This window comes from Streptomyces diversicolor, assembly GCF_057537855.1.
This window is the reverse complement of record NZ_BAAJXA010000012.1, coordinates 19,771-44,861: the sequence shown is the minus strand read 5'-3', so window position 1 is coordinate 44,861 and position 25,091 is coordinate 19,771. Positions and strand designations below refer to the sequence as shown.

Here is a 25,091-nt window from a genome sequence, read left to right as displayed (position 1 = left end):
CGCAGGGCCGCCGACGGCCCCTTCCCGCGCAGCCTGCCCGCCCCCGGACCCACACAGGCGGCCCCCGGCCGCACTCAGGTGAGCGCCAGCACATACACCACAGCGGCGGCGGCCGAGGCTCCCGTGCGGACGTGGTTCCACATGGTCCACTCGCGCACATACGTCGGCCAGTACGCGGCGGCCTCCGGGCTGCCCGGCTCCAACCCGGCCAGGGTGTCGTTGCGGGGCACGTTCGCGGCCAGGGTCAGCCCGAACGAACCGAACAGGAACAGCGCGCTGCCCAGCAGCAACTCCACCTTGCCGTCGTCCGGCCACAGCACGAACGTCACCACGGCGATCATCGCGCACAGCACCGCGGACCCCGCGAACACCAGCATGAACGCGGGCGTCACCGCGGCCACGTTGATCGCGTTCATCGCGGCCACGCCCTGCGCGGGAGGCAACGCGCCCAGCCCGCGCATGACGAACGTGGAGAACCCGCAGAACACCCCGGCCACCAGCCCGGTACCGAGCACCCCCAGCACGATCAGCACGAAGTACGGCCCGTCGATCATGTCCTCATCCACTCCCCGCCTCGAACCGGGTCCACCCGGCACCCGCCGTCGCCCCAGTGAATTCCCCCTGCGAAACCCGGGCCATCGCCGTGACGCGCGAGCGCATGCGCGAGCGTCCAGCCGCCCCACCCCGCCGGACTCACCCCACGTCCGCCCCGGCCCCCCGCCACCCGCGCAGCACCGACTCCACGGCCGCCGCGATCCGCCGCCGCGCATCCTGCCGCGGCACCCCGCTCATCAGCAGCCGGTCGTACGGCGTGTCCAGGTGCCGCACGGCCGCCACGACCGCCGAGACCACCGCGCCCTCGGACAGCGACCGCCCCGCCGCACTGCGCCCCACCCGCCCGCTGCCCCGCGCGGACGCGTGCCCGGCGATCGCCTCCGCCCTGTCGGCCGGGCACCCGGGAAACAGCCGCCGGATCTCCGCCGCGAACGCCTGCGCGAACCGGGCGTCCTGCGCCGCCCGGCGCCGCGCGTCCCGGGCCCGGCGCCGTCTTCGCGCCTCCGCGTCGGCCAGGCACCGCTCCTCCGCCCGGGCCAGGGCCGCCTCCTCGACGAGCACACCCTGCCGCTCGTACCGGCTCCTGCGCCGGTTGAACCGCACCACCACCGCCGACAGCCCGCTCTCCTCCCGCGACCTGCGCGTCAGCGCGGTGTCGCCGCGCGGCAGGAACACCAGATGACCGAGGTCGGCACAGTCGAGGCAGCGCGGCACCCCGTCCTCGGACACGAGCAGCGACAACGGCCCGCGACGGCACGCGGCACACTGCTTGCGCCGCAGCGGCTGGATCACGAGAAGTCCGTTGGACGACGGGTGAGTTGCAAGACGCGCCATACCCGCTACCTTCCCCTCCCACCCCCGCTTCTCCCGTGCCTCAGCGCGCCCCCGCATCCCGACGATGGCGGGTTCCCGCGTCTGGGCGAAGAGGTGGCTTCCCGCATTCCGGCGATGGCGGACTCCGGGTCCGTGCGGAGAGGGGACCCTGCATCCCGGCGAGGGCGGGCTCCCGCGTCTGGGCGAAGGCGTCGCCCCTCGCATCGCCGCGATGGCGGGTTCCCGCGTCCGTGTGGAGAGGGGTGGCTCCGTGTCCCGGCGAGGGCGGGTTCCCGTGTCTTGGCGGAGGCGTCGCCCCTCGCATCGCCGCGATGGCGGGTTCCCGCGTCCGTCTGGAGGGGTGGCTCCGCATCCCGGCGATGGCGGGTTCACTCGTCCGCGCGGAGGTTGAACACCGAGACGCGTGTGCGGTGCCGCGCCGGGGCCTCGATCTCGTCGACGACCGCCACCGCGAGGTCCGCGTACGACAACCAGGCGTCACCGTCGGGCAGCCGCTCCCCGCCGACCCGGTATCGCCCGGTCCGCACCCCGCCGTGCTCCAGGTACCCGGCCGGCGTGAGCATCACCCAGTCGACCGCCCCGGCACGGTGCTCACGGAGTCGTTCGAGCCCCGCGGTGTGCGCCAGCGCGAACGGCCGTACCTCCGCGGGGAACGCCCCGGGATCATCCATCAGCGGCCGGCCGTCCACGCCGAGCAGATTGGCGCCCAGCCCGATGGCCACCAGGCGGCCCACCCCGGTGGCGGCGAGGCCACCGAGCAGCGCGTCCGCCGCCTTCACGAAGAACTCCGGGTCAAGCGTGTCGAACCCCTGCTCGGGACCGCTGAACGGGGACACCGCATGCACGGCGGCGACCCGCCCGCCCACGACGTCGGCCACCGAACCGCGATCGGTGACATCCCCGCGCACGACGGTCACCCCGTCCACGGCGAGATCCGGATACCGCGCCGGATCCCGCACCACCGCCGTCACCTCGTACCCACGGCCGCGCGCCTCCGCCGTGACCGCCCGCCCGGCCCGCCCGCCGGCTCCGAAGACGACGATCCCGTCCCTGCTCCCGCCCATGCCCAACCTCCCTGTCCGCACCGCGGTTTCGCGTGCTGACCTGGACGTTAGGGGCCGGGACCCCGGTTACTTCAACGGTATCGGCGCTACCCTCGACGGATGACCGAAGCGACGGACCGCGAGCGGCCGACCCCGCTCGACCACACCCCGCTCGACCACGTCCCGCTTGACCACCTCCCGCTCGATCCCGACATGTTCGACCCCGTCTGCCCGTCCTCGGCGATGCCGTTCCGGATCGGCGACAAATGGTCCGGCATGGTGATCCGCTGTCTCGAAGGCGGCCCGCGCCGCTTCGGCGAACTCCGCGTCCCGCTCCGGGCGATCACCCCCAAGGTCCTCAGCGAGACCCTGCGCGCGATGGAACGCGACGGTCTGCTCACCCGCACCACATACGACGAGAACCCGCCTCGTGTCGAATACGCCCTCACCCCTCTCGGTCGCACCCTGATCCCTCTCCTCGATGCCGCCCGCGCCTGGAGCGAGGCGCATCTGCCGGCCCTCCTCGCCGCCCGCCGCGCCCACGAACGGCTCTCCTGACCACCACCGGCCCCACACGGCCCGCCGGACCTCGCGACAGGACGCCAGGACCGGCCCTGGCCGGTCCCGTGCCGGTGCGGTCGGCCCGGCACGGCATCATGGGCCCGTGCGACTCGAAGCGATCACCTGGGACCGGCTCGCCGAACGGCTGGCCGAGCGGCTGCTCGACGTCCGGCCCGCGGACGGCGGTTCCTGGCCGCGCGTCGCCTTCGACGGCGCCTCGGCCGCCCGCCCCGGCGACCTCGCGGAGCGGGTCGCGCAGGCGCTGCGGGTACGCGGCCGTCCCTCGCTCGTCGTGGGCGCCGAAGGATTCCTGCGCCCCGCCTCCGTCCGGCTGGAACACGGTCACCGGGACGTGGAGTCCTACTACAGCGGCTGGTTCGACACCGCGGCACTGTGGCGTGAGGTCTTCGGCCCGCTCGAACCCGGCGGCGACGGCCGCGTCCTGCCCGACCTGTGGGACCCGGCCACCGACCGGGCCACCCGCAGTTCCTATGTCCGACTCCCGCCCGGCGGGCTGCTGTTGCTGCACGGTCCGCTCCTTCTGCGGCACTGGTTTCCCTTCGACCTGACCGTCCATGTCCTCCTCTCACCGGGCGCCCTGCGCCGCCGCACCCCCGAGGCGGACCACTGGACGCTGCCCGCCTTCGAGCGGTACGCGGACGAGACCGACCCCGCCACGACGGCCGACGTCCTGGTCCGCGCCGACGACCCCCGGCACCCCGCCTGGAACGGCTGAACCACCCCGCACACGGGCCTTCCCGGCACGGGCCTTCTTCGTGTGCTTCCCCGTGCGGGCCCTCCGCGCGTGGACCTTCTGACCACGGCCCTTCCACCTGCGGCGGGCGCGGCCCGCGCTCCGGGCCGAGAGGGGAGCGCGGCTCGCGTCTGCGGGTGCGGAGACCGGGCCGTGCGCGGGAGAATGAAGGCCGCCGGGACCAGCGGTGTTTCCCGCGCCGCGCCGGCCAGTCCGGTACCGGGAGGTGCACCATGACCACCGCCGGAGACATCATGCACCGTGGCGCCCAGTGGATCCCCGCCCACGAGACCCTGGACCGCGCCGCCCAGTTGATGCGCGAGCTGAACGTCGGGGCGCTGCCCATCAGCGACGAGAACGAACGGCTCTGCGGCATTCTCACCGACCGCGACATCGTGGTCGGCTGTGTGGCCATGGGCCACGACCCCGCCAAGATCACCGCAGGGCAGATGGCCCACGGCACGCCCCGCTGGATCGAGGCGAGCGCCGACGTCGGCGAAGTGCTCCAGGAGATGCGGGGGCACCAGATCCGCCGCCTGCCCGTCATCGAGAACAAGCGTCTGGTCGGCATGATCAGCGAGGCCGACCTCGCCGAACACCTCAGGGAGGACCAGATCGCCGCCTTCACCGAGAGCGTCTACGCCCGGACCACGCCGCCCGGTCACTGACGCCCGGATCCGGCCCCGGGCCGGTCACAGCCAGCCGTTGCGCCTGAACCCTCGGTACAGCGTCAGACACGCGATGGATATCACCCCGATGACCAGCGGATAGCCGAATCGCCAGCGCAGCTCCGGCATGTGGTGGAAGTTCATGCCGTAGACCCCGCACACCATCGTCGGTACGGCGATGATCGCGGCCCAGGCCGTGATCTTCCGCATGTCCTCGTTCTGCGCGACCGTCACCTGTGCCAGATGGGCCTGGAGGATCGAGTTGAGCAGTTCGTCGAAGGAGGCGATCTGCTCCTTCGCCCGTATCAAGTGGTCGAGGACGTCCCTGAAGTAGGCCTGTATCTCCAGGTCGACCACCCGGATCGGCCGTGTGGCCAGGTCCTCGACCGGACGGGCGAGTGGCACCACCGCCCGCTTCAGTTCGAGGAGTTCACGCTTCAGTTGGTAGATACGCCCGGGGTCGACCCGCGCCCCGTTCTCCGCGAACACATCGGTCTCGACCTGGTCGATGTCGGACTGCAGCGCGTCCGTCACGGTCAGATACTCGTCCACCACATGATCCGCGATCGCGTGCAGCACCGCCGCCGGGCCCTTGGCCAACTGCCGGGGCTGCGACTCCAGCTCCTCGCGCAGCGGTCCCAGCGAGCCGTGCCGTCCGTGCCGCACCGTGATCACGAAGTCCTGGCCGAGGAACACCATGATCTCGCCGGTGTCCACTACCTCGCTCGTCGCCGTCAGCTCCTCGTGCCCGACGTAGCAGACCGTTTTGAACACCACGAACAGCGTCTCCCCGTACCGTTCCAGCTTCGGACGCTGATGGGCCTCCACCGCGTCCTCGACCGCCAGCGGATGCAGGTCGAACAGTTCGGCGACGCCGGCGAACTCGGCGTCCGTCGGCTCGTGCAGCCCGAGCCAGACGAATCCGTCGCCGCTCTTGCGTATCCGCTCCACGGTGTCGACCAGGTCGCCGCCGCCGGAGACCCGGGTGCCGTCCCGGTACGTCACGCAGTTGACCACCGAGGAGCCCAGCGGTGACCGGGCGGGGTGGCTCAGATCGACGCGCGGTCGCCTCCGGGCCAGCCGCGCGACCTTGCGCAGGCGGCCCATCCCGCTCAGGTCCCTGACCTTGCGCAGATTCCCTGCCATGGACATCCGGATCCCCCTGTCTGTACTCCTCGCGCCGTGCTGTCGCGCCTTGACCAGAAAGTCTGCCAGCCCGGCGCGATACGCGGGCAAGCCTGTGGGAACGGCGCATTCCGCTTGGTTCCCGCCTGTGGACAAGCCGTCACGGCCGTGGCGGGCCGCTCGTCGCGCCGGAGCGTCGACCATCCTCGATCGAGCGGCGGGCCGACTGGGATGATCGCGGCATGACACAACCCGACGGCTATCTCCTCGACAACCGGCAGCACGAGGCAGGGCAGCGTTTCGACGCCTTCGCCACCCTCTTCGACCCCACCACCTTCCGGCACCTGACCGACCTCGGGCTGGGGCCCGGCCGGCGCTGCTGGGAGGTCGGCGCCGGCGGTACCTCGGTGGTGTCCTGGCTGGCCGAGAAGGTCGGCCCGACCGGCAAGGTCGTCGCCACCGACATCGACACCTCACTGCTCCTCCCGGCCGCCCGTCCGCACGTCGAGGTGCGCGTCCACGACGTCGGCGCGCAGGAGCCGCCAGGGGAGGGGTTCGACCTGGTACACGCCCGTCTGGTCCTCGTACACGTCCCGGACCGGGACCGGGCGCTGCGCTCGATGGTCCAGGCGCTGCGGCCCGGCGGAGGTCTCCTGATCGAGGACGCCGACCCGGCGCTCCAGCCCCTCATCTGCCCGGACGAGTACGGCCCCGAGCAGCAGCTCGCCAATCGGCTGCGCAAGGGCTTTCGCAGCCTGCTCGCCGAGCGCGGCGCCGACCTGTCCTACGGCCGCAGGCTCCCGCGCCTGCTGCGCGAGGCCGGACTGCGCGGCGTGCAGGCCGACGCGTACTTTCCGCTCACCTCGCCCGCCTGCGCGGCGCTGGAGTCCGCCACCGTGCGGCAGATCCGGGACCGGCTCGTCGCCGCGGGACTGGCCACCGACGAGGACATCGACCAGCACCTCGCCAACGTCGCCGCGGGCGGCATGGACCTGGCCACGGCACCGATGATCTCGGCGTGGGGACGCAAGGCATAGAGCAAGACATAGACCGGACCGACCCGCACTGCCGCACCCGACGACCGCTGTATCCGCCCGTCCGCGACATCGAACCGCCCTGGGCCGCCGTCTGCGTTCGCTGCGCCGCACGAAGCGTATTGCGCCGGGCCAGACGTAATTGCACGCGCGAGACAGCGCGCCGTACGGGGGCCTTCCGTCCCGCATGATGCCTGCCGCCTCGCGCCGCGTCTTCCGTCCCGCACGATGCCTGCCGTCCCGCGCCGACGGCATTGCCCCGCGTGCCCCACGGCCCCCGCGCTGTCGCGCCTCTCCGGCCTGTCACCGGTATCGCCGCGCCCGAGCGGCGGGACGTCCCGCGGGTCCGCCGCTTCGCATACACCGCCGCGCCACGGCCGGTCCGCGCCAGCGCCGCCGCCAGGAATCTGCCGCGGCTCAAGACCGCGTCGCGGTCATGCGCGCGCCGGTGGCCGGCCGCCCACCCGCCCCACCGCACGGGCACCCGCCCGGCACCCCCGCGCCACCGCGTCCTCGGCACCCGCACCCGCGAGGAGGGCGGCCAGGAAGGCGCCGGTGAACGCGTCACCCGCGCCCGTCGTGTCCCGGGGCGTCACCGGCGCGGCCGGAACCCGGGCCAGCACCTCGCCGTACCGGGCCACCAACGCCCCGTCGGCACCGAGCTTGGCCACCACCAGCGGGACGAGACGGCTCAGCTTGGCCGCGGCGTCCGCCGGATCGGCCAGGCCCGTCAGCAGGCACGCCTCGTCCCGGCTGGGCAGCAGGACGTCCAGGCCCTCGGCGAACGCCAGGAAGCGGTCCACCCCCAAGTCCCGGAGGAACCCCGCCGATGCCGGATCCAGGCTCACCGGCACCCCACGCGCGCGTGCCGCCCGCAGGGCCACCGCAGCCAGCGCCCGGCTCGGCTCGGAGAACAGCAGATAGCCGGACAGATGGAGCCAGGCGACCCCGTCGAGCAGCCCGTCCGACCAGTCGGCCGGTTCGAGCCGCAGCGACGCGCCGCTGTCCGTGAGGAAGGTGCGCTCGGCCGCGGCGCCCGCGTCCACGAGGCAGATCACCGTCGCGGTCGCCGCCTCCGCGTCGAGTACGAGCCGCGGACGCACTCCGGCCGACACCAGTTCCCGCTCGTGCCACGCCGCCGCGTCCGCACCCACCCGCCCCAGCAGCCGCACATCGGCGCAGCCCTCCGCAGCGGCCCAGCAGGCCACATTGGCGCCCGCCCCGCCGGGCAGCGTCCGGATCGCCGCCGCCGTGTCGGTGCCGGCCGCGAGCGGGCCCCGGTGCCGGGCCACGACATCGGTGACGACGTCCCCGACGACCAGCAGCGCCCCCGTCCGCCCCGCTGTCACCCCCGGGACCACGCCGCCGCGATCCGTGCCGCCAGCCGCACATTGCCGCGGACGGCCGCCAGATTGGCGCTCAGCGAGGCACCGTCGGTGTGCCGGACCAGGTAGTCCAGCAGGAACGGCGTGACCGCCTGCCCGGTGATCCCCTCCTGCTCGCACGCGCGCAGCGCGTCGGCGAGCACCCGCGCGTGCGTCGCGGGATCCAGTTGCTCCGTCTCCGGCACGGGATTCGCGACGATCAACGCGGACTCCGGACCGTCCAGAGCGTCCTGGGCGCGCATGACCCGCGCCACCTCCTCCGGGCTGCGCACCGTCCAGTCCACGGGGTGTCCGGAGTCGGACAGATAGAAGCCGGGGAAGCGGTCCGTGCCGTACCCGGCGACCGCGACCCCCAGCGTCTCCAGCCGCTGCAGGGTGGCCGGCACGTCCAGGATCGACTTCACCCCCGCGCACACCACCGTGATCCGGGTACGCGCCAGCAGGCCCAGGTCCGCGGATTCGTCCTGCGTCACCGTCCACTGCCGGTGCACGCCGCCCAGCCCGCCCGTCGCGAACACCCGGACGCCGGCATGTGCCGCCAGCAGCGCGGTCGCCGACACCGTGGTCGCCCCGCTCGCCCCCGCCGCCACGGCCGGCGGCAGGTCGCGATGGCCCAGCTTGCGCAGGCCCTCCTCGTTCGCGATCCGCTCCAACTGCTCCTTGTCCAGACCCACATGGGGACGCCCGTCCAGCACGGCGATGGTGGCGGGCACGGCACCCTCTCGCCGTACCGCCTCCTCAAGCTCCCGCGCCACCCGGAGATTGCGTGGGCGCGGCAGCCCGTGCGCGATGATCGTGGACTCCAGGGCCACCACGGGACGACGCGCGGCGATCGCCTCCCGTACTTCTTCCGCCACCATCAGCACCACGCGCCTGCCTCCTGTCACTCGGTCCCTGCCTCATCCCTGGCGAGCCGCACGGCGGGCTAAACGCTCGCGGCCCCGCGGAGGGGCCGCCACCAGCCTGCTAGGACCGACTCCGACGGCGCTCGCGGCAAGGGCACCGCACCGGTTCTGCTCCCGGGACCCCGACGTGCTGGAGAGGACGGCACCGCGCCGGCCCCGGCCCGTCCCTCACCGTGCCCGCACAAGGGCGTACCGACCGCGGCGCAGGACCGTCAGAACAGGGGCTCGGGCAGCACGCCCTCCAGGGCGAGCAGCTTCCGCTTGGTCTCCAGACCGCCGCCGAACCCGCCGATCCCGCCGTCGCTCTCCACGACCCGGTGACAGGGCACGACGACCGGCAGCGGATTGGAGCCCATGGCCGTGCCCACCGCCTGCGCCGCCCCCGGCTGACCGACCCGCCCGGCCAGATCGCCGTATCCGACGACCGTGCCGTACGGGACGCCGGACGCCAGTTCGCGCAGCACCTGCCGGTTGAAGCCGGAGATCAGCGACCAGTCCAGCGGCAGCTCGAAGTCATGCCGTCTCCCCGCGAAGTACGCCTCGATCTGGCGTATCGCCTCGGCCAGCAGCGGTGAACCGGGTGCCTCGACGGGCTCGGTGCCCAGCCGGGCCGCCAGCCGCTCCAGTGCCCGGTCGCGCACCCCGTCGGTCGCGTGGAAAACGACGTTGACCAGGCCGTTTCCGGTCGCCGCCAGCAGTAGCGGACCGATGTCGGTGCCCACGACGGCCCACACCACCCGCTGCTCGTCCTGCCCATGGCTGTCCATGCGCCCCACCGTACGACCCGCCACTGACAACGCCCCGCCGTCGGTCGGTCCGGAGCCGTTCCGCCGCGGGGACTCAGGGCGCGCTCAGCGCCTGCCGCACCACCTCGGGCCGGTTCGTGATGATGCCGTCGACGCCGTACCCGGCGACTTTCCGGGCGGTCGGCGCGTCGTCGACGGTCCAGGCGAACACCGCGAGCGGCCTGCCGTGCGGCCCGTCGTAGGAGTGCACGGTGGCGACGTAGTTCCTGGAGACGGACGCGTAGGACGGGTTGATCAGGTCCGCGAAGCCGGCGTAGGCGCGCAGGTCCGCCGCCGGTGGCGTGCCGAGGTAGCCGGTCGTGAGGCCCGGCTTCAGGTCGTGCACGATCCGCAGGCTGTCCGCGCTGAAGCTCTGCACGACGAGCCGGCCGAGGTGCTGCCGGTCCAGCCAGCCCTCGTTGCCGAGGAGCTTCAGGGTCTCCCGCTCGATGCCCGGGTACAGCTGGGGACTCTTGATCTCCAGGAGCAGCTTCTCGTGGTGGTGGTCGACCCGGCGCATGTACTCCTTGAGCGTCGGCACGCGCGTGCCCGCGTACGCGGGTCCGAACCAGCTGCCCGCGTCCAGGCGGGCGATTTCGGCCGCGGTGAAGTCCTTCACCTTCCAGGGTGCCCGGTCCGGGAACACCTCCTCGGCGTTCGTGGTGCGGGCCAGGCTGTCGTCGTGGATGACGACCAGTTCGCCGTCCTTCGTCCGCTGCACATCGTTCTCGACCCAGGTGAAGCCCCTTCGGGCCGCCTCGTCGACGGCGGGCAGGGTGTTCTCCGGGGCGTGGGCCGAGGCGCCCCGGTGGGCGACGACCGTGACCTGGCCGCCGGCGCCGCCGGCCCGGGCGTCGCGGGTGGGCGTCACCAGGGCGGCGGCCCCCAGGAGCGCGACGGCCATGACGGCAATGACGCGCGCGTGCATGCGTGCTCCTCGCGACGGACGAATACGGACAGCACTAGGGTGACAGCAGAGAGTGGACGGCGGCGCGATACAGGATGAGCACAGTTTGGACCGAGATGCCCGTGGCTGCTCACCGGTGCCGCACAAGTGGGGCAAGGGCGTGTTTCTTTGCCGGAAAATCGTTCGTCCGTTCCGGTGGGGTCATACTCTCTGCGACAACCCTGACCGCCCGAGCGGTCCTGGGACGGGGGCGCACATCAGATCATCCGGGACGCGAGAAGGCGGAAGGGCAGCCGCGCATGCAGGGCACGGTCGACGACTTCAGTTACGGGGCCGTCACCCCGTTGGTGGCCTTCCTGATGGCCTGCCTCGGCGGCGCCCTCGGTCTGCGCTGCACGACCCGGTCCCTGCTGGTGTCCCATTCCAGGCGCCCCGCGTGGCTCGCCCTGGGCGCCGCCGCCATCGGCTCCGGCATCTGGACCATGCACTTCGTCGCCATGATGGGATTCACCGTCGCGGAGGCCCCGGTCCACTTCGACAGACCGATCACGTACGCCAGCCTCGGCATCGCCATCGTCATGGTCGGCGTCGGGATCTTCATCGTCGGCTACCGCGGCGCCACCGGAACCGCGCTGTTCACCGGCGGAACGATCACCGGCCTGGGCATCGCCTCGATGCACTACCTCGGCATGGCGGGCATGCGCCTGCACGGGAGCCTGGAGTACAACACCGTCACCGTCGCCGCCTCCGTCGTGATAGCGGTCGTGGCCGCCACCACCGCCCTGTGGGCCGCGGGACAGGTCCGCGGCTTCCTGTGGAGCGTGGGCGCCAGCCTCGTCATGGGACTCGCGGTCAGCGGCATGCACTACACCGGCATGGCGGCCCTCACCGTGCACCTGCACGGCTCCGCCACGGCCTCCGGGGATTCCTCGTCCGCGGTCCTGCTCGCGCCCATGCTGATCGGACCTCTCGTCTTCCTCCTGATCGCGGGCGTCGTCGTGATGGTCGACCCGCTGATGATCGCGGGCAGGCCCGCCCGGCCCCCGCAGGAGCGCAAACCCGGCGTCCCCGCCGGCGCGCTCGCCCCGCACCCGCGCCGTCGCCCGGAGGTCCCGGCCGGCCCGCGGCGCATCCACCAGAGGGCCGACCAGCCGGGACACCACAGCTCCCGCACCCCGCAGAACCGCTGACCGGAGCCCGTTGTCAGTGCGGGGTCGTACCGTGGATGGCATGCGGCCCGTTTCCCACATCGAACGCACGGTGGCGCCCTTCGAGGTCGTCAGCCCCTACCAGCCCAGCGGCGACCAGCCGACGGCCATCGCCGACCTGGCCAAGCGCATCGGGGCCGGTGAGAAGGACGTCGTCCTGCTGGGCGCGACCGGCACCGGCAAGTCCGCCACCACGGCGTGGATGATCGAGCAGCTTCAGCGCCCCACACTCGTGATGGCGCCGAACAAGACACTGGCCGCCCAGCTGGCCAACGAGTTCCGCGAACTGCTCCCGAACAACGCGGTCGAGTACTTCGTCTCGTACTACGACTACTACCAGCCCGAGGCATACGTCCCGCAGTCGGACACCTACATCGAGAAGGACTCCTCGATCAACGAGGAGGTGGAGCGCCTGCGGCACTCCGCGACCAACTCGCTGCTCACCCGCCGCGACGTCGTCGTGGTCGCCTCGGTCTCCTGCATCTACGGCCTCGGCACGCCACAGGAGTACGTGGACCGGATGGTCCCCCTGCGGGTGGGCGACGAGATCGACCGCGACGATCTGCTGCGCCGCTTCGTGGACATCCAGTACACGCGCAACGACATGGCGTTCACCCGCGGCACCTTCCGGGTCCGCGGCGACACCATCGAGATCTTCCCGGTGTACGAGGAACTGGCCGTCCGCATCGAGATGTTCGGCGACGAGATCGAGGCGCTGTCCACCCTCCATCCGCTCACCGGCGAGATCATCAGCGACGACCGGCAGCTGTACGTCTTCCCCGCCTCGCACTACATCGCCGGTCCCGAACGCATGGAGCGGGCCGTCAACGACATCGAGAAGGAGCTGGCGGAGCGTCTGGCCGAGCTGGAGAAGCAGGGCAAGCTCCTGGAGGCCCAGCGGCTGCGGATGCGCACCACGTACGACATCGAAATGCTCCGCCAGATCGGCACCTGCTCCGGCGTGGAGAACTACTCGATGCACTTCGACGGCCGCTTGCCCGGCTCCCCGCCCAACACCCTGCTGGACTACTTCCCGGACGACTTCCTGCTCGTGATCGACGAGTCGCATGTCACCGTCCCGCAGATCGGCGCCATGTACGAGGGCGACGCCTCCCGCAAGCGCACCCTCGTGGAGCACGGCTTCCGTCTGCCCTCCGCGCTGGACAACCGCCCGCTGAAGTGGGAGGAGTTCCAGGAGCGCATCGGGCAGACCGTCTATCTGTCCGCCACTCCGGGCGCCTACGAGCTGTCCCGCTCCGACGGGGTCGTGGAGCAGATCATCCGCCCCACCGGCCTGGTCGACCCGGAGGTCGTGGTCAAGCCCACCGAGGGTCAGATCGACGACCTGGTGCACGAGATCCGCAAGCGCACCGAGAAGGACGAGCGCGTCCTGGTCACCACGCTCACCAAGAAGATGGCCGAGGACCTCACGGACTACTTCCTGGAACTCGGCATCCAGGTCCGCTATCTGCACAGCGACGTCGACACCCTGCGCCGCGTCGAGCTGCTGCGCGAACTGCGCTCCGGCGAGTTCGACGTCCTGGTCGGCATCAACCTCCTGCGTGAGGGCCTGGACCTGCCCGAGGTCTCCCTCGTGGCGATCCTCGACGCCGACAAGGAGGGCTTCCTGCGCTCGGGGACGTCCCTGATCCAGACCATCGGCCGCGCGGCGCGCAATGTCTCCGGTCAGGTCCACATGTACGCCGACAAGATCACCCCGGCGATGGAGCGGGCCATCGACGAGACCAACCGGCGCCGCGAGAAGCAGATCGCCTTCAACAAGGCCAACGGCATCGACCCACAGCCGCTGCGCAAGAAGATCAACGACATCGTCGCGCAGATCGCCCGCGAGGAGGTCGACACCGAGCAGCTTCTCGGCACCGGATACCGCAAGGTGAAGGACGGCAAGGGTGCCAAGGCCCCGGTCCCGTCGCTCGGCGACAAGGCGGCCAAGGGCGCGAAGGCCGCCAAGCCCGCCAAGGGCAAGGCCAAGACCAAGGACGCGGTGCCGACGGACCACCCGGCGGCCGAACTCGCCGGGCAGATCGAGGAGATGACGGAGCGCATGCGCGCCGCCGCCGCCGACCTGCAGTTCGAGATCGCGGCCCGGCTGCGCGACGAGGTCTCCGAGATGAAGAAGGAGCTGCGCCAGATGAGAGAGGCGGGACTGGCCTGATCCCGCCGTCGGCCGTCCCGGACCCCGGTACGTGCGCGGAGTGTTGCAACACCGACACAAAGCACGGATCGGGGTTCGGCACTGTCAGTGCCGGTGCGTAGGGTTCTGGTCAACCGCGGGCGCCGCGGCAACAGGGGAAACACCGAGAGGGGAAGCAGCCGTGACCGTCAACATGACCAAGGGTCAGGCCATCAGTCTGGAAAAGAAGGACGGGGGCACCCTGACCGCGGTCCGGATGGGTCTCGGCTGGCAGGCGGCCCCGCGCCGGGGCCTGTTCGGCTCCCGCACACGGGAGATCGACCTGGACGCCTCCGCGGTGCTGTTCGCCGACAAGCAGCCCGTCGACGTGGTGTTCTTCCGCCATCTGGTGAGCGACGACGGCTCCGTGCGTCACACCGGTGACAACCTCGTCGGCGGCGCGGGCCAGGGCGGCGACGACGAGTCCATCCTCGTGGACCTCCAGCGGGTGCCCGTGCACATCGACCAGATCGTCTTCACCGTGAACTCCTTCACGGGCCAGACCTTCCAGGAGGTGCAGAACGCGTTCTGCCGCCTGGTCGACGAGACCAACGGTCAGGAACTCGCCCGTTACACGCTGGCCGGCGGCGGCGCCTACACCGCCCAGGTCATGGCCAAGGTGCACCGGTCCGGTGCCGGCTGGGCGATGACCGCCCTCGGCACCCCGGCCAACGGCCGCACCTTCCAGGACCTGATGCCCGCGATCCTGCCGCACCTGTAGGACGACCGGCGACACCGACGAGCGGCGCACGACACCACGACACAGGGGGATGGCGATGACGGCCGAACTGGTACGCGGGCAGAACCACCCGCTCTCCCAGGCCCGGCTCGAAATCCGGATAACGGCCGACGTGCCGGTCGTGGCGGGCGCCACGCTCAGCGACGAGACCGGCAAGGCGCGCGACGGCGCGTGGGTCGCCCACCCCGGCGCGCCCACGCTGCCCGGCATCGAGGTGTCCGGGCAGGCCGCCGCCGACCATCGGCTGGCCGTGGACCTGGCGGCCCTGCCCGAGGCCGTGCACCGGGTCAATGTGCTGCTCGCCCTGCCCTCCGGGGCGGGCGGTCCGCTCCGCTTCGGCGCGGTCACCGCCCCGCGCGCCGCGGTCACCGGCCTCGACGGCGCGGAGATCGCCCGTTACACCCTGACCGGCCTGGACGCCGAGTCGGCCGTCGTGGCCCTGGAGCTGTACCGCAGACAGGGCGCCTGGAAGGTGCGCGCCGTCGGACAGGGTTACGCGGACGGTCTCGCCGCGCTCTTCACCGACCTGGGGGTGCCCCGGGCCGACGAGCTCGCGGGCGGCATCCAGGAGGCGGTGGCCCGGGGCCTGGCCCGGTCGGTCGCGGCACCCCCGCCGCGCCCGGCGGACGGCGAGCGCACCCGCAGGGCCGCGGCGCCCGCGTCCGGCACCGACCAGCCGGGTTCAGCTTCCGGCGCCGCCGCCGACCCGGTGCGGCCGGGGCCCGCCCATCCGTACGAGGCGCCCAGCCCGTACGCGGCGCAGACACCGGCAGGGCCGGGGCAGATCGGGTACGAGGGTGCGGCGACGGGCACGACACAGTCCGCCGCGGCGACCGGCAGCCCGATCGACTACACCCATCCGGACCGCGGACACGCGACGGCGCCGCCGCCTCCGCCGCAGGCGCCGCCCGCCCCGCCGGGCGCGCCCGCGCCACCCGTGGCGGGCGACGCGGCCGGCTGGTCCCTTGAGGAGCGGCTTTACAACCAGGTCTGGGGGATGTTCGAGGACCTGGCCCGGACGACGGCCGCGTACCGCAGCGCCGTCGACTTCGCGGACTCCCGCATGGAGAAGGAGCTGGACCAGATCCTGTCCGACCCGCGCAGCAGGCTCGGCTCCGCCGGTGACGCCGCGCGGGACGCGGCCCGTGCCAAGCGCGCCCAGCTCATCGACCAGGCCGCGGCGGTCCTCGACCGCGACCTCACCCAGCTCACCGCCGAGGCCGGCGTCGTCGAGCCCGCGTTTCCGCCGGCGTACGCCCGCTGGGACAACCCCGTCTGGCACGGGTATCGCGTGCCCACGGAGCCCCCGATGGCCCTGCGGCTGGGCGACCTCCATCTGCCGGAGAGCCCGGCGCTGCGCATACCGCTGCTGGTGCGGCTGCCCCTGGAGCGGGGACTGTGGATCGACAGCGGTCCCGCGGCGGCGGGCGTCTCGTTCCTGGACTCCGGTGAGCTGCGGCAGCGAGCGATGGAGACGGCGGTGGCGGTCGCGGCCCGGCTGCTCGCCGCCCATCCGGCGGGCGACTTCGCGGCCCATGTGATCGACCCGGCCGGTTCGGCGACCCGGGAACTCGCTCCGCTGGTACGGGCGGGCGTGCTGGCCGCGCCGCCGGCGACCGGCGCCGCGGGGGTGACGCAGGTCCTGGGCGGGCTCACCCAGCGCGTCGACCTGGTGCAGATGGCGCTGCGCGGCGGCGCCGCCGACGCGTTGCCCCCCGGCATTGACACCGCCCGGCAGTTGCTGATCGTCAACGACTTCCCGCACGGTTTCGACGACCGGGCCGTCACGGGCCTGCGCTACCTCGCGGACGAGGGCCCCTCGGTCGGCGTCCACCTGCTGATGGTCGCGGACCGTCAGGACGCCGCCGCGTACGGCCCTTTGCTGGACCCGTTGTGGCGTTCGCTCATGCGACTCACGCCGGTTCCCGACGATCACCTCGCCGACCCCTGGGTCGGCCATGCCTGGACGTACGAGCCGTCGCTCGTCCCGCCCGGCAGTCAGGTGCTCCACCACGTGCTCACTCAGGTGGCCATCGCCCGTACCAAGATCAAGTAAAGGGCCTCTGACCTGGCGATTTGATCATTCTTTTGCCAATCGCTTTACCTTTACTTGGTGATTGGGGTACTGTCCTTCGTACGGAGGGGAGTACTCCCTGTCTGCTGCGGCGTACCCGTCAATACGGATCAGGCCAGATCCCGGGGCGTCGGCCCGTCTCGGGTGGAAGAGACCTCCGGCAGCGACGACGCTGACCCTTTGCCCGTTCACGTACCGGAGGCGCAGTGGATGTATCCGTGACCCTGTGGGTCCTGACCATCGGGGGGCTCGCCGCCCTGATCGCGGTCGACTTCTTCATCGGCCGCAAACCCCACGACGTGTCGATCAAAGAAGCCGGCATCTGGACGGTCGTCTGGATCGCCCTGGCCGGACTCTTCGGCCTCGGTCTGCTCGTCTTCGGCGGCGGCCAGCCGTCCGGCGAGTTCTTCGCGGGCTTCATCACCGAGAAGTCGCTGAGCGTCGACAATCTCTTCGTCTTCGTCCTGATCATGGCGAAGTTCGCGGTGCCCTCGCAGTACCAGCAGCGGGTGCTGCTCGTCGGCGTCCTCATAGCCCTGGTCCTGCGTGCGGTCTTCATCGCCGCGGGAGCCGCGATCATCGCAAGCTTCTCCTGGGTCTTCTACCTCTTCGGTGCCTTCCTGATCTGGACCGCCTGGAAGCTGATCCAGGAGGCCAGGGCGGAGGAACAGGACGAGGAGTACGAGGAGAACAAGCTGCTGAAGGCGGCCGAGCGCAGGTTCGGTGTGGCCGACCGCTACCACGGCACCAAGCTGTGGATCCAGCAGAACGGCAAGCGCGTCATGACGCCGATGCTGGTCGTGATGCTCGCCATCGGTACGACGGACGTGCTGTTCGCGCTGGACTCCATCCCCGCGATCTTCGGCCTGACGCAGGACCCGTACATCGTCTTCACCGCCAACGCCTTCGCCCTGATGGGCCTCAGGCAGCTGTACTTCCTCATCGGCGGACTGCTCAGGAAGCTGGTCCACCTCTCGTACGGCCTGTCGGTCATCCTCGGCTTCATCGGCGTCAAGCTGGTGCTGCACGCCCTGCACGAGTCCGGGGTGCATGTCCCGGAGATCAGCATCCCCGTCTCGCTCGGCGTCATCTGCGGCGTCCTGATCGTCACGACGATCACCAGCCTGATGGCGAACAAGAAGCAGGCGGCGGCCGAAGCGGCGCAGCCGCCGACGCCCAGCGAAGGACCCAAGGACAGCGTCGACGCCTGACCGCCGCGCACGCGCCACACGGCGCGGGCCACATCAGTCAGCAGGGGAGCGGTGAGCAGCGCCTGGCCGCCCACCGCTCCCGCTGCTCCGCCGGGTGCCGAGCGCTCCCGCCCGCTCCGGGACGGACGCGGGCTCACGCCGACGCACCCGACAATCCCGAATCGACGGGGATCCGAGCCGCGCTCGACCCCCCTCGTCATCGAAAGGACCGGAATGCGAACCCTGTACGCCTCTGTCACCATCGCCGCATGACCCATCGGTTCAGGTCGCTCACTCAGTGGACGCTCCTCGTGCCGGTGCTCGCGGTCGTCCTTCTCGTCTTCACCTGGGGCCGCAGTCTGCCCGGTGCCCTCGTCGCGCTGGTGACCGTGGTCCTCGCCGGGTCCGTCCTGGCAGCCGTGCACCACGCCGAGGTGGTCGCCCACCGGGTCGGCGAACCCTTCGGCTCCCTCGTCCTCGCCATCGCCGTCACCATCATCGAGGTCGCCCTGATCGTCACCCTCATGGTCGACGGCGGCGACAAGAGTTCAACGCTGGCCCGGGACACGGTCTTCGCCGCGGTGATGATCACCTGCAACGGCGTGGTGGGCCTGTGCCTCCTCGTCGCCTCCCTGCGCCACGGCACCGCCGTCTTCAACCCGGAGGGCACCGGTGCCGCTCTCGCGACCGTCGCGACCCTGGCGACCCTCAGCCTGGTGCTGCCGACCTTCACCACCAGCAAACCGGGTCCCGAGTTCTCCGGTGTGCAACTGACCTTCGCGGCGCTCTCCTCACTGATCCTCTACGGGCTGTTCGTGGCCACCCAGACCGTCCGGCACCGCGACTACTTCCTGCCGATCACCCGCCAGGGCGAGGTGATCACCGCGGACGACCACGCGGCGGCACCCTCCGCACGCACCGCCTGGATCAGCCTCGGTCTGCTCGGCCTGGCCCTGATAGGCGTGGTCGGCCTCGCCAAGGGCGTGTCGCCGACCATCGAGTCCGCGGTGGAAGCCGCCGGCCTGCATCATGCGGTCGTCGGCGTGATCATCGCGTTGCTGGTGCTGCTGCCCGAGACGATCGCCGCGCTCCGATCCGCCCGCCGTGACCGGGTGCAGACCAGCCTGAACCTCGCCCTGGGCTCGGCGATGGCCAGCATCGGTCTGACCATCCCCGCCGTGGCCCTCGCCTCCGTCTGGCTCTCCGGGCCGCTGGTCCTCGGACTCGGCTCCACACATATGCTGCTGCTCGCCCTGACCGTGGTGGTCAGCTCCCTGACCGTGGTGCCGGGCCGAGCCACGCCGTTGCAGGGCGGTGTGCACCTGGTGCTCTTCGCGGCCTACTTGGAACTGGCGATCAACCCGTGACCGGCTCGGCCGTCACCGCCGGCGCCGGACGGGTCTCCGGCAGCTGGGCGAAGCACCAAAGGCTGAGCAGCGCCACCCCGGTCAGATAGGCGCCCACGCCCCAGGGGACGCGCCCCGAGTGCTCGGCGAGCGCGGTCGCGACGATCGGCGTGAGCGCGCCGCCGAGGACCCCGCCGAGGTTGTAGCCCACCGCGGCGCCCGTGCAGCGCAGCCGGGCCTCGTACAGCTCCGGCAGATACGCGGCGATCACCGCGAACATGGTGATGAACGCGACCAGCGCACCGAGGAAGGCGAGGAACATGAGCAGCGGCTCCCCCGTGGCCAGGAGCGCGACCATGGGGAACATCCACAGGGCGGCGGCGGTGCATCCGGTCAGGCACATGGGCCGCCGCCCGAAGCGGTCGCCGAGCACGGCCATGAAGGGCGTCAGCGCCCCCTTCACCACCACGGCTGCCATGACACAGGTCAGCATGACGGAGCGGCTCACCCCAAGCCGCTCCGTCCCGTAGGCGAGGGCCCAGGTGGTCACGGCGTAGAACACGGCGTACCCCACCGCGAGCGCCCCGGCCGTCAGCAGCACCAGCCGCCCGTGGTGCCGGAAGACTTCGACGAGCGGCACGCGTGCGTGGTCCTCGATGGCCAGGAACCGGGGACTCTCGGTGAGCGAGGAGCGCAGCCACAGCCCGGTCAGGGCGAGCGCCCCGGCCATCCAGAAGGGCACCCGCCAGCCCCACTGCGCGAACTGCGCGTCCGAAAGCGACGCCGACAGGGCCAGCATGACACCGTTGGCGAGCGCGAAGCCCAGCGACGGCCCCACCTGCGGGAAGCTCGACCACAGCACCCGCCGTCCCGGCGGCGCGTGCTCCGCGGTCAGCAGCACAGCACCGCCCCACTCGCCGCCGAGCCCCAGCCCCTGCAGAAAGCGCAGGATGAGCAGCAGCAGGGGCGCGCCCACTCCGATCGTCGAGTACGTCGGCAGGCACCCCACCGCGACCGTCGACACGCCGGTGAGCAGCAGCGAGGCGATGAGGACCGGCCGCCGCCCCCGTCGGTCCCCCATGTGTCCGAACAGCACGGAACCCAGCGGCCGGGCCACGAACCCCACGCCGAACGTAGCGAAGGCGGCCAGTGTCCCCGCCAGCGGCGAGAACGTCGGGAAGAACAGCGGACCGAGGACGAGGGCCGCCGCGGTCCCGTAGACGAAGAAGTCGTAGAACTCGATCGCGCTGCCGACGAGTGAGGCGGCTGCGATCCGCAGCATGGACGGTGACCTTACGGTGCGTACATCGTGCATGCCGCGACAGCTACCCACAGTGACGGTTGGTTACGGGGGGCGTGCGGAGGTGAGTCATGTGTCAGCAGATGACCGTGATGCGCCGGGCCGGGCCGCCGACACGAATCGTTCCTTCACGGCGCATCATGAACGGGGCCCGGTGCGAGCGAAGTCGACGTCGAAGACGACGGGCATGCAGGGGGCGTACGCCCGCGGCGCACAGGCATCCGGCCGGGCCGCCGCCGCACAACGCGCCGTCGGCGCACCGTGGTAAACCGGGTCCCAGCAGCGGTCGTCGACACACCGCCACCCCGAACGGACCGGAGGAACCGTGCCCCGCACCCTGGCCAACGCCCCGATCATGATCCTCAACGGGCCCAATCTGAACCTGCTCGGCCAGCGTCAGCCCGAGATCTACGGCTCCGACACCCTCGCCGACATCGAGGCCCTGTGTGCCAAGGCCGCGGGGGCGCACGGCGGCACGGTGGACTTCCGGCAGTCCAACCACGAGGGCGTACTCGTCGACTGGATCCACGAGGCACGGCTCAACCACTGCGGGATCGTCATCAACCCGGGTGCGTACTCGCACACGTCCGTCGCGATTCTGGACGCGCTCAACGTCTGCGACGGCCTGCCCGTGCTGGAGGTCCACATCTCCAACATCCACAAGCGCGAGTCGTTCCGTCACCACTCGTACGTCTCCCTGCGCGCCGACGGCGTCATCGCCGGGTGCGGAGTGCAGGGGTACGTGTTCGGCGTGGAGCGGGTCGCCGCCCTGGTGGGCGCGGCACAGACCGATGCCTAGGACGCACAGGTTCGAGACCCGATCGACGTCTTGAAGCCGGCTGCCGCCTTCGAGCCGGCCGTCGCCTTCTGACCGTCGCCTTGGAGGTGGCTCACAGGCGGCCCGCCTCCACGATCCGCCGCAGGAAGCGCCGGGTGCGCTCCTGCCGCGGGTCCCCGAAGACCTGCTCGGCGGTGCCCCGCTCCAGTACGACGCCGTCGTCCAGGAAGCAGACCTGGTCGGCGACGTCCCGGGCGAAGCCCATCTCGTGCGTCGCCAGCACCATGGTCATGCCGTCGTCCTTCAGGTCGCGGACCACGGTGAGTACTTCGCCGACCAGCTCGGGATCGAGGGCCGCGGTGATCTCGTCGAGCAGCAGCAGCCGCGGGCGCACCGCCAGAGCCCGTACGATCGCCACCCGTTGCTGCTGGCCGCCGCTCAACCGGTCCGGGTACGCCCGCGCCTTGTCACCCAGCCCAAGCCGCTCCAGCAGCTCCACAGCGCGCTCCTCCGCCTCCGCGCGCGCCACCCCGTGCACCCGGCGCGGGGCGAGCGTGATGTTCTCCAGCACCGTCATGTGCGGAAACAGGTTGTACGCCTGGAAGACCACGCCGATACGGCGCCGTACCGCGTCCTGGTCGACCCTGGGGTCGGTGATCTCCTCGCCGTCCAGCCAGATCGCGCCGTCGTCGATCTCCTCCAGGAGGTTGGCGCAGCGCAGCAGCGTCGACTTGCCGGAGCCGGAGGCGCCGATCAGCGCCGTCACCGTGTGCGCGGCGACCTCCAGATCCACGTTCCGCAGGACGACCGCGGCCCCGAAGGTCTTGCGGACGGACTCCATGCGCAGCACGGGGGAGCCGTCCGTGTGCGTGGTGCTCATATCGTGCCTCCCTGGGTCCGCTGCCGGTCCATCCGGGCCGTCACCCAGTCCGTGAAGCGGGTCATCGGGATGGTCAGCGCTACGAAGACCAGTCCCGCGACGATGTACGGCGTGTAGTTGAGGCTGCGGCCCACGATGATGTCCGCGGCCCGCACGGCGTCCACGGCGCCGCCGATGGACACGAGCCCGGTGTCCTTCTGAAGCGACACCAGGTCGTTGAGCAGAGGCGGCACCTGGCGGCGCACGGCCTGGGGCAGCACCACATGGCGCAGCGCCTGCCGGTTGGTCAGGCCGAGCGAGCGTGCCGCGGCACGCTGCGAGGGGTGCACGGACTCGATGCCGGCGCGGAAGACCTCGGCCACGTACGCCGAGTACGTCAGGGTCAGCGCCGTGCCGCCCAGCAGCACCGGATCGACCGTCACGCCCTGCAGCCGCAGCGCCGGAACACCCAGTACCACGATCATCAGATTGATGATCAGCGGCAGTCCGCGGAAGAAGTCGGTGTACGCGGCGGCCAGCACCCGCAACGGGAAGAACACCGGGCCGCGCAGCGTGCGCGCGACGGCGATCAGCATGCCGAGGACCAGGACGGCGACGCCGCAGACGAGCAGCAGCCGGACGTTCAGCCACAGCCCTTCGAGGACCTTGGGGAATGCCTCGCGCGCGTACTGCCCGTTGAAGAACGTCTCCCGGGTGCGCGTCCAGCCCGGTGCGTTGACGACGACCAGATACAGGACGGCAGCCGTCGCCAGCGTCGACAGCGCCGCGACGGCCGTCGCGCGCCGGGCCCGGGCGCGCTTGTGGCGCTCGCGGTCGAGCCGCCGCCGCGACGGGGCATAGCCGTCGCCGGGCCGGTCATCCGACAGGTGACCCTTGTCGTCCGCGCCCTCACGGCCGGACTCGCCCTTCGTGACCGTCACTTGAGCACGGGGGCGTCGACGGCATCGGACAGCCACTGCGTCTCGATCCGGGCCAGGGTGCCGTCCTTGCGCAGCGCGTCGACGGCCCGCGTGACACACGGGGTCAGCGCGCTGCCCTTGTCGAGGACGAGCCCGAACTGCTCCGGGCTGCCGCCCTGGTTCTCGAACTGGCCGACGATCTCGGCGTTCGTGATCTCGGCGGCCGTGATGTAGAACGCGGTCGGCAGGTCGACGACGACAGCGTCGACCTGGCCGTTCTTCAGAGCGGATTTCGCCTGGTCGTTCTTGGCGTACACGGCCGCTTCCCGCTTGGGCCGCACCACGTCGTCGATGTAGTCCAGGCTGGTGGTGCCCACCTGGGCGCCCAGCTTGAGATCCGCCAGATCCGCGATGCCCGTCGCCTTCGCGGCCTTCGTGCCCTTGAGGGCGATGACGGCCTGGCGCACGTCGTAGTAGCCGGACGAGAAGTCCACGGCCTTCTTGCGCTCGGCGCTGATCGACACCTGGTTGATGTCGAAGTCGAAGGTCTTCGCCCCGGGCGCGAAGGCCTTGTTGAACGGGACGCTCTGCCAGACGACGGCGTCCCGGTCATAGCCGAGCTGCCGGGCCACCGCGTACGCCACCGCCGACTCGAAGCCCTTCCCGTTGGCAGGCTCGTCGTCCTTGAACCACGGTTCGTAGGCGGGTTCGTCCGTGGCGACGGTCAGCTTGCCGGGCGTCTCGGTGTCCAACTCGCCCTTGGCACAGGTGGTCCCGGCCGAACCGGACGGCGTGGCGGCCGCCTTCTCCTCGGGCTGCGGAGCGCAGCCGACGGCGGTGGCGAGCAGGGCTGTGACGGCGGCGACGGCGCCGCGCAGTGCGCGAGGGGCAAGATGCATGGCGGGAGAGTGGCAGTGAATGCCGTGTTTGTCGAGGTCATGGCGGTAATTGTCCGCATGCTGGGAACGGGTGTTGCCACCGTGTGAACGCCGCCGCCGGCCCGCCGACGGCCGTCCTTGCCTGCCGGTGGCCGTCCCGGACCGGCCGACCGCGCCCGCCTTGTGGCCGGCGGCCTGTGACCGTCTGTCCGCCGCCTGGGCCGCCGGCCGAGGGCGGGATGGTGTGGCCGACGGCCCGTCCCGCCCAGGAGCCGTCATCCTGCGCGGGGCTGCTACCAGTTGACCGCGCATCAGCGCACTCCGGGGAGCGCGCACGCGCCCTCGACGTGTGTGAACGAATCACACGGGGCGCGCGCCGCCACCTTGCGCGGGGCGCGCGGGCCGAGCGTGCGCTGGGCGCAGGAACCGAGCGCCCGCGCTCGGCACTCATGGCAGGCGCCTACGCGGCGCATGCGCAGGGGCCGCGCACGCGCCAGCGCGAAGACGGCGACCGCACGCCACGCCGTGCACCACATCGCATCCAAGCGCTCCGCCCCGCTCGGTGGCGGGGCGGATGGCTGCATCGGCGTGTGCCGTCAGAGGTCGGTCCTGCCGCCGAAGTGCTCCGGAACCTGCTCGCGCAGGGTCAGCTCCACATCCCAGAACTCCTGCTCCTGACCGAGGCGAGAGCGCTGAAGCGCCGTACGCAGCCCCTTGATCAGGCTCTCCAGCCGAATCTCCTCGCCCGGTTCGCCGGCACGTCGTGCCTCGGCCAGGAGTCCGGCGAAAGCCCCGACCGCGGCATCCCGGTGCTCGTCCCAGAGCCAGGCGAACACACTGCCGAAGGGCTCTCCGGGGATCACGACTTCGGCGTCCCGGCCGAAGTGGGCGATCTCTTCGGCCTCGTTACGGACGAACCCGCTGAGCAAGTGCTCGAACGTCCGATGCGGAACTGCTATGCGATCCATCTACGTCCCTTCGCCGGCGACTGCCAGGGACATCGTGACGGGCTCGGAGACGACGCGACAGGGGGCGCGCGGCAGCGGGCG

At 71.6% G+C, this 25,091-nt stretch carries 24 protein-coding genes; 11 read left to right on the top strand and 13 right to left on the bottom strand.

The window, feature by feature from the left end; translation table 11 throughout:
• Positions 1-74 precede the first annotated feature (74 nt).
• From AC27LF_RS16140 to AC27LF_RS16130, 3 genes are all read right to left on the bottom strand, one after another.
• Complete coding sequence (locus AC27LF_RS16140; protein WP_479657590.1) at positions 75-554, bottom strand: anthrone oxygenase family protein; 480 nt, start codon at positions 552-554, stop codon at positions 75-77.
• 139 nt (positions 555-693) lie between these two features.
• Entirely contained in the window at positions 694-1,389 is a 696-nt protein-coding gene (locus AC27LF_RS16135) for a DUF2293 domain-containing protein (protein ID WP_479657589.1), read from the bottom strand.
• 368 nt (positions 1,390-1,757) lie between these two features.
• On the bottom strand, positions 1,758-2,453 hold the full coding sequence (locus AC27LF_RS16130) for an NAD(P)-dependent oxidoreductase (protein WP_479657588.1): 696 nt from the start codon (positions 2,451-2,453) through the stop codon (positions 1,758-1,760).
• A gap of 192 nt (positions 2,454-2,645) precedes the next feature.
• On the opposite strand from AC27LF_RS16130, the gene AC27LF_RS16125 reads away from it, so the two are divergent.
• From AC27LF_RS16125 to AC27LF_RS16115, 3 genes are all read left to right on the top strand, one after another.
• Positions 2,646-2,990 carry a winged helix-turn-helix transcriptional regulator gene (locus tag AC27LF_RS16125; protein ID WP_479657716.1) on the top strand — a complete coding sequence of 115 codons (345 nt, stop codon included), beginning with the start codon at positions 2,646-2,648 and terminating at the stop codon, positions 2,988-2,990.
• Between the two features lie 106 nt (positions 2,991-3,096).
• Positions 3,097-3,729: a nucleoside/nucleotide kinase family protein gene (locus tag AC27LF_RS16120; RefSeq protein ID WP_479657587.1), complete on the top strand. Its 633-nt coding sequence runs from the start codon at positions 3,097-3,099 to the stop codon at positions 3,727-3,729.
• Positions 3,730-3,980: 251 nt separating this feature from the next.
• Complete coding sequence (locus AC27LF_RS16115; RefSeq protein ID WP_479657586.1) at positions 3,981-4,415, top strand: CBS domain-containing protein; 435 nt, start codon at positions 3,981-3,983, stop codon at positions 4,413-4,415.
• Positions 4,416-4,439: 24 nt separating this feature from the next.
• Here AC27LF_RS16115 and AC27LF_RS16110 read toward each other — a convergent pair whose 3' ends face one another.
• A complete protein-coding gene (locus tag AC27LF_RS16110; protein WP_479657585.1) occupies positions 4,440-5,567 on the bottom strand; it encodes a magnesium and cobalt transport protein CorA in 1,128 nt (375 codons plus the stop codon).
• Positions 5,568-5,782: 215 nt separating this feature from the next.
• On the opposite strand from AC27LF_RS16110, the gene AC27LF_RS16105 reads away from it, so the two are divergent.
• Positions 5,783-6,577, top strand: coding sequence for a methyltransferase (locus AC27LF_RS16105; protein ID WP_479657584.1), 795 nt, complete (start codon positions 5,783-5,785; stop codon positions 6,575-6,577).
• Between the two features lie 431 nt (positions 6,578-7,008).
• Here the strand turns inward: AC27LF_RS16105 and AC27LF_RS16100 are convergent, their stop codons facing one another.
• From AC27LF_RS16100 to AC27LF_RS16085, 4 genes are all read right to left on the bottom strand, one after another.
• Complete coding sequence (locus tag AC27LF_RS16100) at positions 7,009-7,935, bottom strand: carbohydrate kinase family protein (protein WP_479657583.1); 927 nt, start codon at positions 7,933-7,935, stop codon at positions 7,009-7,011.
• Positions 7,920-8,828, bottom strand: a complete 909-nt coding sequence (locus tag AC27LF_RS16095) for a pseudouridine-5'-phosphate glycosidase (RefSeq protein WP_479657582.1) — start codon at positions 8,826-8,828, stop codon at positions 7,920-7,922. Before AC27LF_RS16095 ends, AC27LF_RS16100 begins: the two co-directional genes overlap by 16 nt.
• A gap of 248 nt (positions 8,829-9,076) precedes the next feature.
• Positions 9,077-9,631, bottom strand: coding sequence for a methylated-DNA--[protein]-cysteine S-methyltransferase (locus tag AC27LF_RS16090; RefSeq protein ID WP_479657581.1), 555 nt, complete (start codon positions 9,629-9,631; stop codon positions 9,077-9,079).
• Positions 9,632-9,704: 73 nt separating this feature from the next.
• Positions 9,705-10,577, bottom strand: a complete 873-nt coding sequence (locus tag AC27LF_RS16085) for a glycerophosphodiester phosphodiesterase (protein ID WP_479657580.1) — start codon at positions 10,575-10,577, stop codon at positions 9,705-9,707.
• A gap of 278 nt (positions 10,578-10,855) precedes the next feature.
• On the opposite strand from AC27LF_RS16085, the gene AC27LF_RS16080 reads away from it, so the two are divergent.
• The 6 genes from AC27LF_RS16080 to AC27LF_RS16055 all read left to right on the top strand — a co-directional run bounded on the left by AC27LF_RS16080 (position 10,856) and on the right by AC27LF_RS16055 (position 19,328).
• A complete protein-coding gene (locus AC27LF_RS16080) occupies positions 10,856-11,746 on the top strand; it encodes an MHYT domain-containing protein (RefSeq protein WP_479657579.1) in 891 nt (296 codons plus the stop codon).
• Between the two features lie 40 nt (positions 11,747-11,786).
• Positions 11,787-13,940 carry an excinuclease ABC subunit UvrB gene (gene uvrB / locus AC27LF_RS16075; RefSeq protein WP_479657578.1) on the top strand — a complete coding sequence of 718 codons (2,154 nt, stop codon included), beginning with the start codon at positions 11,787-11,789 and terminating at the stop codon, positions 13,938-13,940.
• 160 nt (positions 13,941-14,100) lie between these two features.
• Positions 14,101-14,679, top strand: coding sequence for a TerD family protein (locus AC27LF_RS16070; protein WP_479657577.1), 579 nt, complete (start codon positions 14,101-14,103; stop codon positions 14,677-14,679).
• 55 nt (positions 14,680-14,734) lie between these two features.
• Positions 14,735-16,753: a TerD family protein gene (locus AC27LF_RS16065; RefSeq protein WP_479657576.1), complete on the top strand. Its 2,019-nt coding sequence runs from the start codon at positions 14,735-14,737 to the stop codon at positions 16,751-16,753.
• A gap of 224 nt (positions 16,754-16,977) precedes the next feature.
• Entirely contained in the window at positions 16,978-17,982 is a 1,005-nt protein-coding gene (locus AC27LF_RS16060; RefSeq protein WP_479657575.1) for a TerC/Alx family metal homeostasis membrane protein, read from the top strand.
• Between the two features lie 248 nt (positions 17,983-18,230).
• Positions 18,231-19,328: a calcium:cation antiporter gene (locus AC27LF_RS16055; protein WP_479657574.1), complete on the top strand. Its 1,098-nt coding sequence runs from the start codon at positions 18,231-18,233 to the stop codon at positions 19,326-19,328.
• On the opposite strand, the gene AC27LF_RS16050 is transcribed toward AC27LF_RS16055, so the two are convergent.
• Positions 19,318-20,589 (bottom strand): MFS transporter, encoded by a 1,272-nt coding sequence (locus AC27LF_RS16050; protein WP_479657573.1) that lies wholly within the window; start codon positions 20,587-20,589, stop codon positions 19,318-19,320. The genes AC27LF_RS16055 and AC27LF_RS16050 overlap by 11 nt on opposite strands.
• A gap of 343 nt (positions 20,590-20,932) precedes the next feature.
• On the opposite strand from AC27LF_RS16050, the gene aroQ reads away from it, so the two are divergent.
• Complete coding sequence (gene aroQ / locus AC27LF_RS16045; RefSeq protein ID WP_351735131.1) at positions 20,933-21,406, top strand: type II 3-dehydroquinate dehydratase; 474 nt, start codon at positions 20,933-20,935, stop codon at positions 21,404-21,406.
• A gap of 91 nt (positions 21,407-21,497) precedes the next feature.
• Here aroQ and AC27LF_RS16040 read toward each other — a convergent pair whose 3' ends face one another.
• The 4 genes from AC27LF_RS16040 to AC27LF_RS16025 all read right to left on the bottom strand — a co-directional run bounded on the left by AC27LF_RS16040 (position 21,498) and on the right by AC27LF_RS16025 (position 25,010).
• A complete protein-coding gene (locus tag AC27LF_RS16040) occupies positions 21,498-22,265 on the bottom strand; it encodes an amino acid ABC transporter ATP-binding protein (protein WP_479657572.1) in 768 nt (255 codons plus the stop codon).
• The gene (locus AC27LF_RS16035; protein ID WP_479657571.1) at positions 22,262-23,185 is read right to left on the bottom strand and encodes an amino acid ABC transporter permease; all 924 of its coding nucleotides are present in this window, start codon (positions 23,183-23,185) and stop codon (positions 22,262-22,264) included. Before AC27LF_RS16035 ends, AC27LF_RS16040 begins: the two co-directional genes overlap by 4 nt.
• Positions 23,182-24,063, bottom strand: a complete 882-nt coding sequence (locus AC27LF_RS16030; protein WP_479657570.1) for an ABC transporter substrate-binding protein — start codon at positions 24,061-24,063, stop codon at positions 23,182-23,184. Before AC27LF_RS16030 ends, AC27LF_RS16035 begins: the two co-directional genes overlap by 4 nt.
• A gap of 575 nt (positions 24,064-24,638) precedes the next feature.
• A complete protein-coding gene (locus AC27LF_RS16025) occupies positions 24,639-25,010 on the bottom strand; it encodes a hypothetical protein (RefSeq protein WP_479657569.1) in 372 nt (123 codons plus the stop codon).
• Positions 25,011-25,091: the final 81 nt, after the last annotated feature.

Excerpts from the sequence above, each read along its gene's own strand:
- AC27LF_RS16140 (WP_479657590.1), bottom strand. The coding sequence starts at position 554 with ATGATCGACGGGCCGTACTTCGTGCTGATCGTGCTGGGGGTGCTCGGT.
- AC27LF_RS16135 (WP_479657589.1), bottom strand. The coding sequence starts at position 1,389 with ATGGCGCGTCTTGCAACTCACCCGTCGTCCAACGGACTTCTCGTGATC.
- AC27LF_RS16130 (WP_479657588.1), bottom strand. The coding sequence starts at position 2,453 with ATGGGCGGGAGCAGGGACGGGATCGTCGTCTTCGGAGCCGGCGGGCGG.
- AC27LF_RS16125 (WP_479657716.1), top strand. The coding sequence starts at position 2,646 with ATGTTCGACCCCGTCTGCCCGTCCTCGGCGATGCCGTTCCGGATCGGC.
- AC27LF_RS16115 (WP_479657586.1), top strand. The coding sequence starts at position 3,981 with ATGACCACCGCCGGAGACATCATGCACCGTGGCGCCCAGTGGATCCCC.
- AC27LF_RS16110 (WP_479657585.1), bottom strand. The coding sequence starts at position 5,567 with ATGTCCATGGCAGGGAATCTGCGCAAGGTCAGGGACCTGAGCGGGATG.
- AC27LF_RS16105 (WP_479657584.1), top strand. The coding sequence starts at position 5,783 with ATGACACAACCCGACGGCTATCTCCTCGACAACCGGCAGCACGAGGCA.
- AC27LF_RS16090 (WP_479657581.1), bottom strand. The coding sequence starts at position 9,631 with ATGGACAGCCATGGGCAGGACGAGCAGCGGGTGGTGTGGGCCGTCGTG.
- AC27LF_RS16085 (WP_479657580.1), bottom strand. The coding sequence starts at position 10,577 with ATGCACGCGCGCGTCATTGCCGTCATGGCCGTCGCGCTCCTGGGGGCC.
- AC27LF_RS16080 (WP_479657579.1), top strand. The coding sequence starts at position 10,856 with ATGCAGGGCACGGTCGACGACTTCAGTTACGGGGCCGTCACCCCGTTG.
- uvrB (WP_479657578.1), top strand. The coding sequence starts at position 11,787 with ATGCGGCCCGTTTCCCACATCGAACGCACGGTGGCGCCCTTCGAGGTC.
- AC27LF_RS16065 (WP_479657576.1), top strand. The coding sequence starts at position 14,735 with ATGACGGCCGAACTGGTACGCGGGCAGAACCACCCGCTCTCCCAGGCC.
- AC27LF_RS16055 (WP_479657574.1), top strand. The coding sequence starts at position 18,231 with ATGACCCATCGGTTCAGGTCGCTCACTCAGTGGACGCTCCTCGTGCCG.
- AC27LF_RS16050 (WP_479657573.1), bottom strand. The coding sequence starts at position 20,589 with ATGCTGCGGATCGCAGCCGCCTCACTCGTCGGCAGCGCGATCGAGTTC.
- AC27LF_RS16040 (WP_479657572.1), bottom strand. The coding sequence starts at position 22,265 with ATGAGCACCACGCACACGGACGGCTCCCCCGTGCTGCGCATGGAGTCC.
- AC27LF_RS16030 (WP_479657570.1), bottom strand. The coding sequence starts at position 24,063 with ATGCATCTTGCCCCTCGCGCACTGCGCGGCGCCGTCGCCGCCGTCACA.
- AC27LF_RS16025 (WP_479657569.1), bottom strand. The coding sequence starts at position 25,010 with ATGGATCGCATAGCAGTTCCGCATCGGACGTTCGAGCACTTGCTCAGC.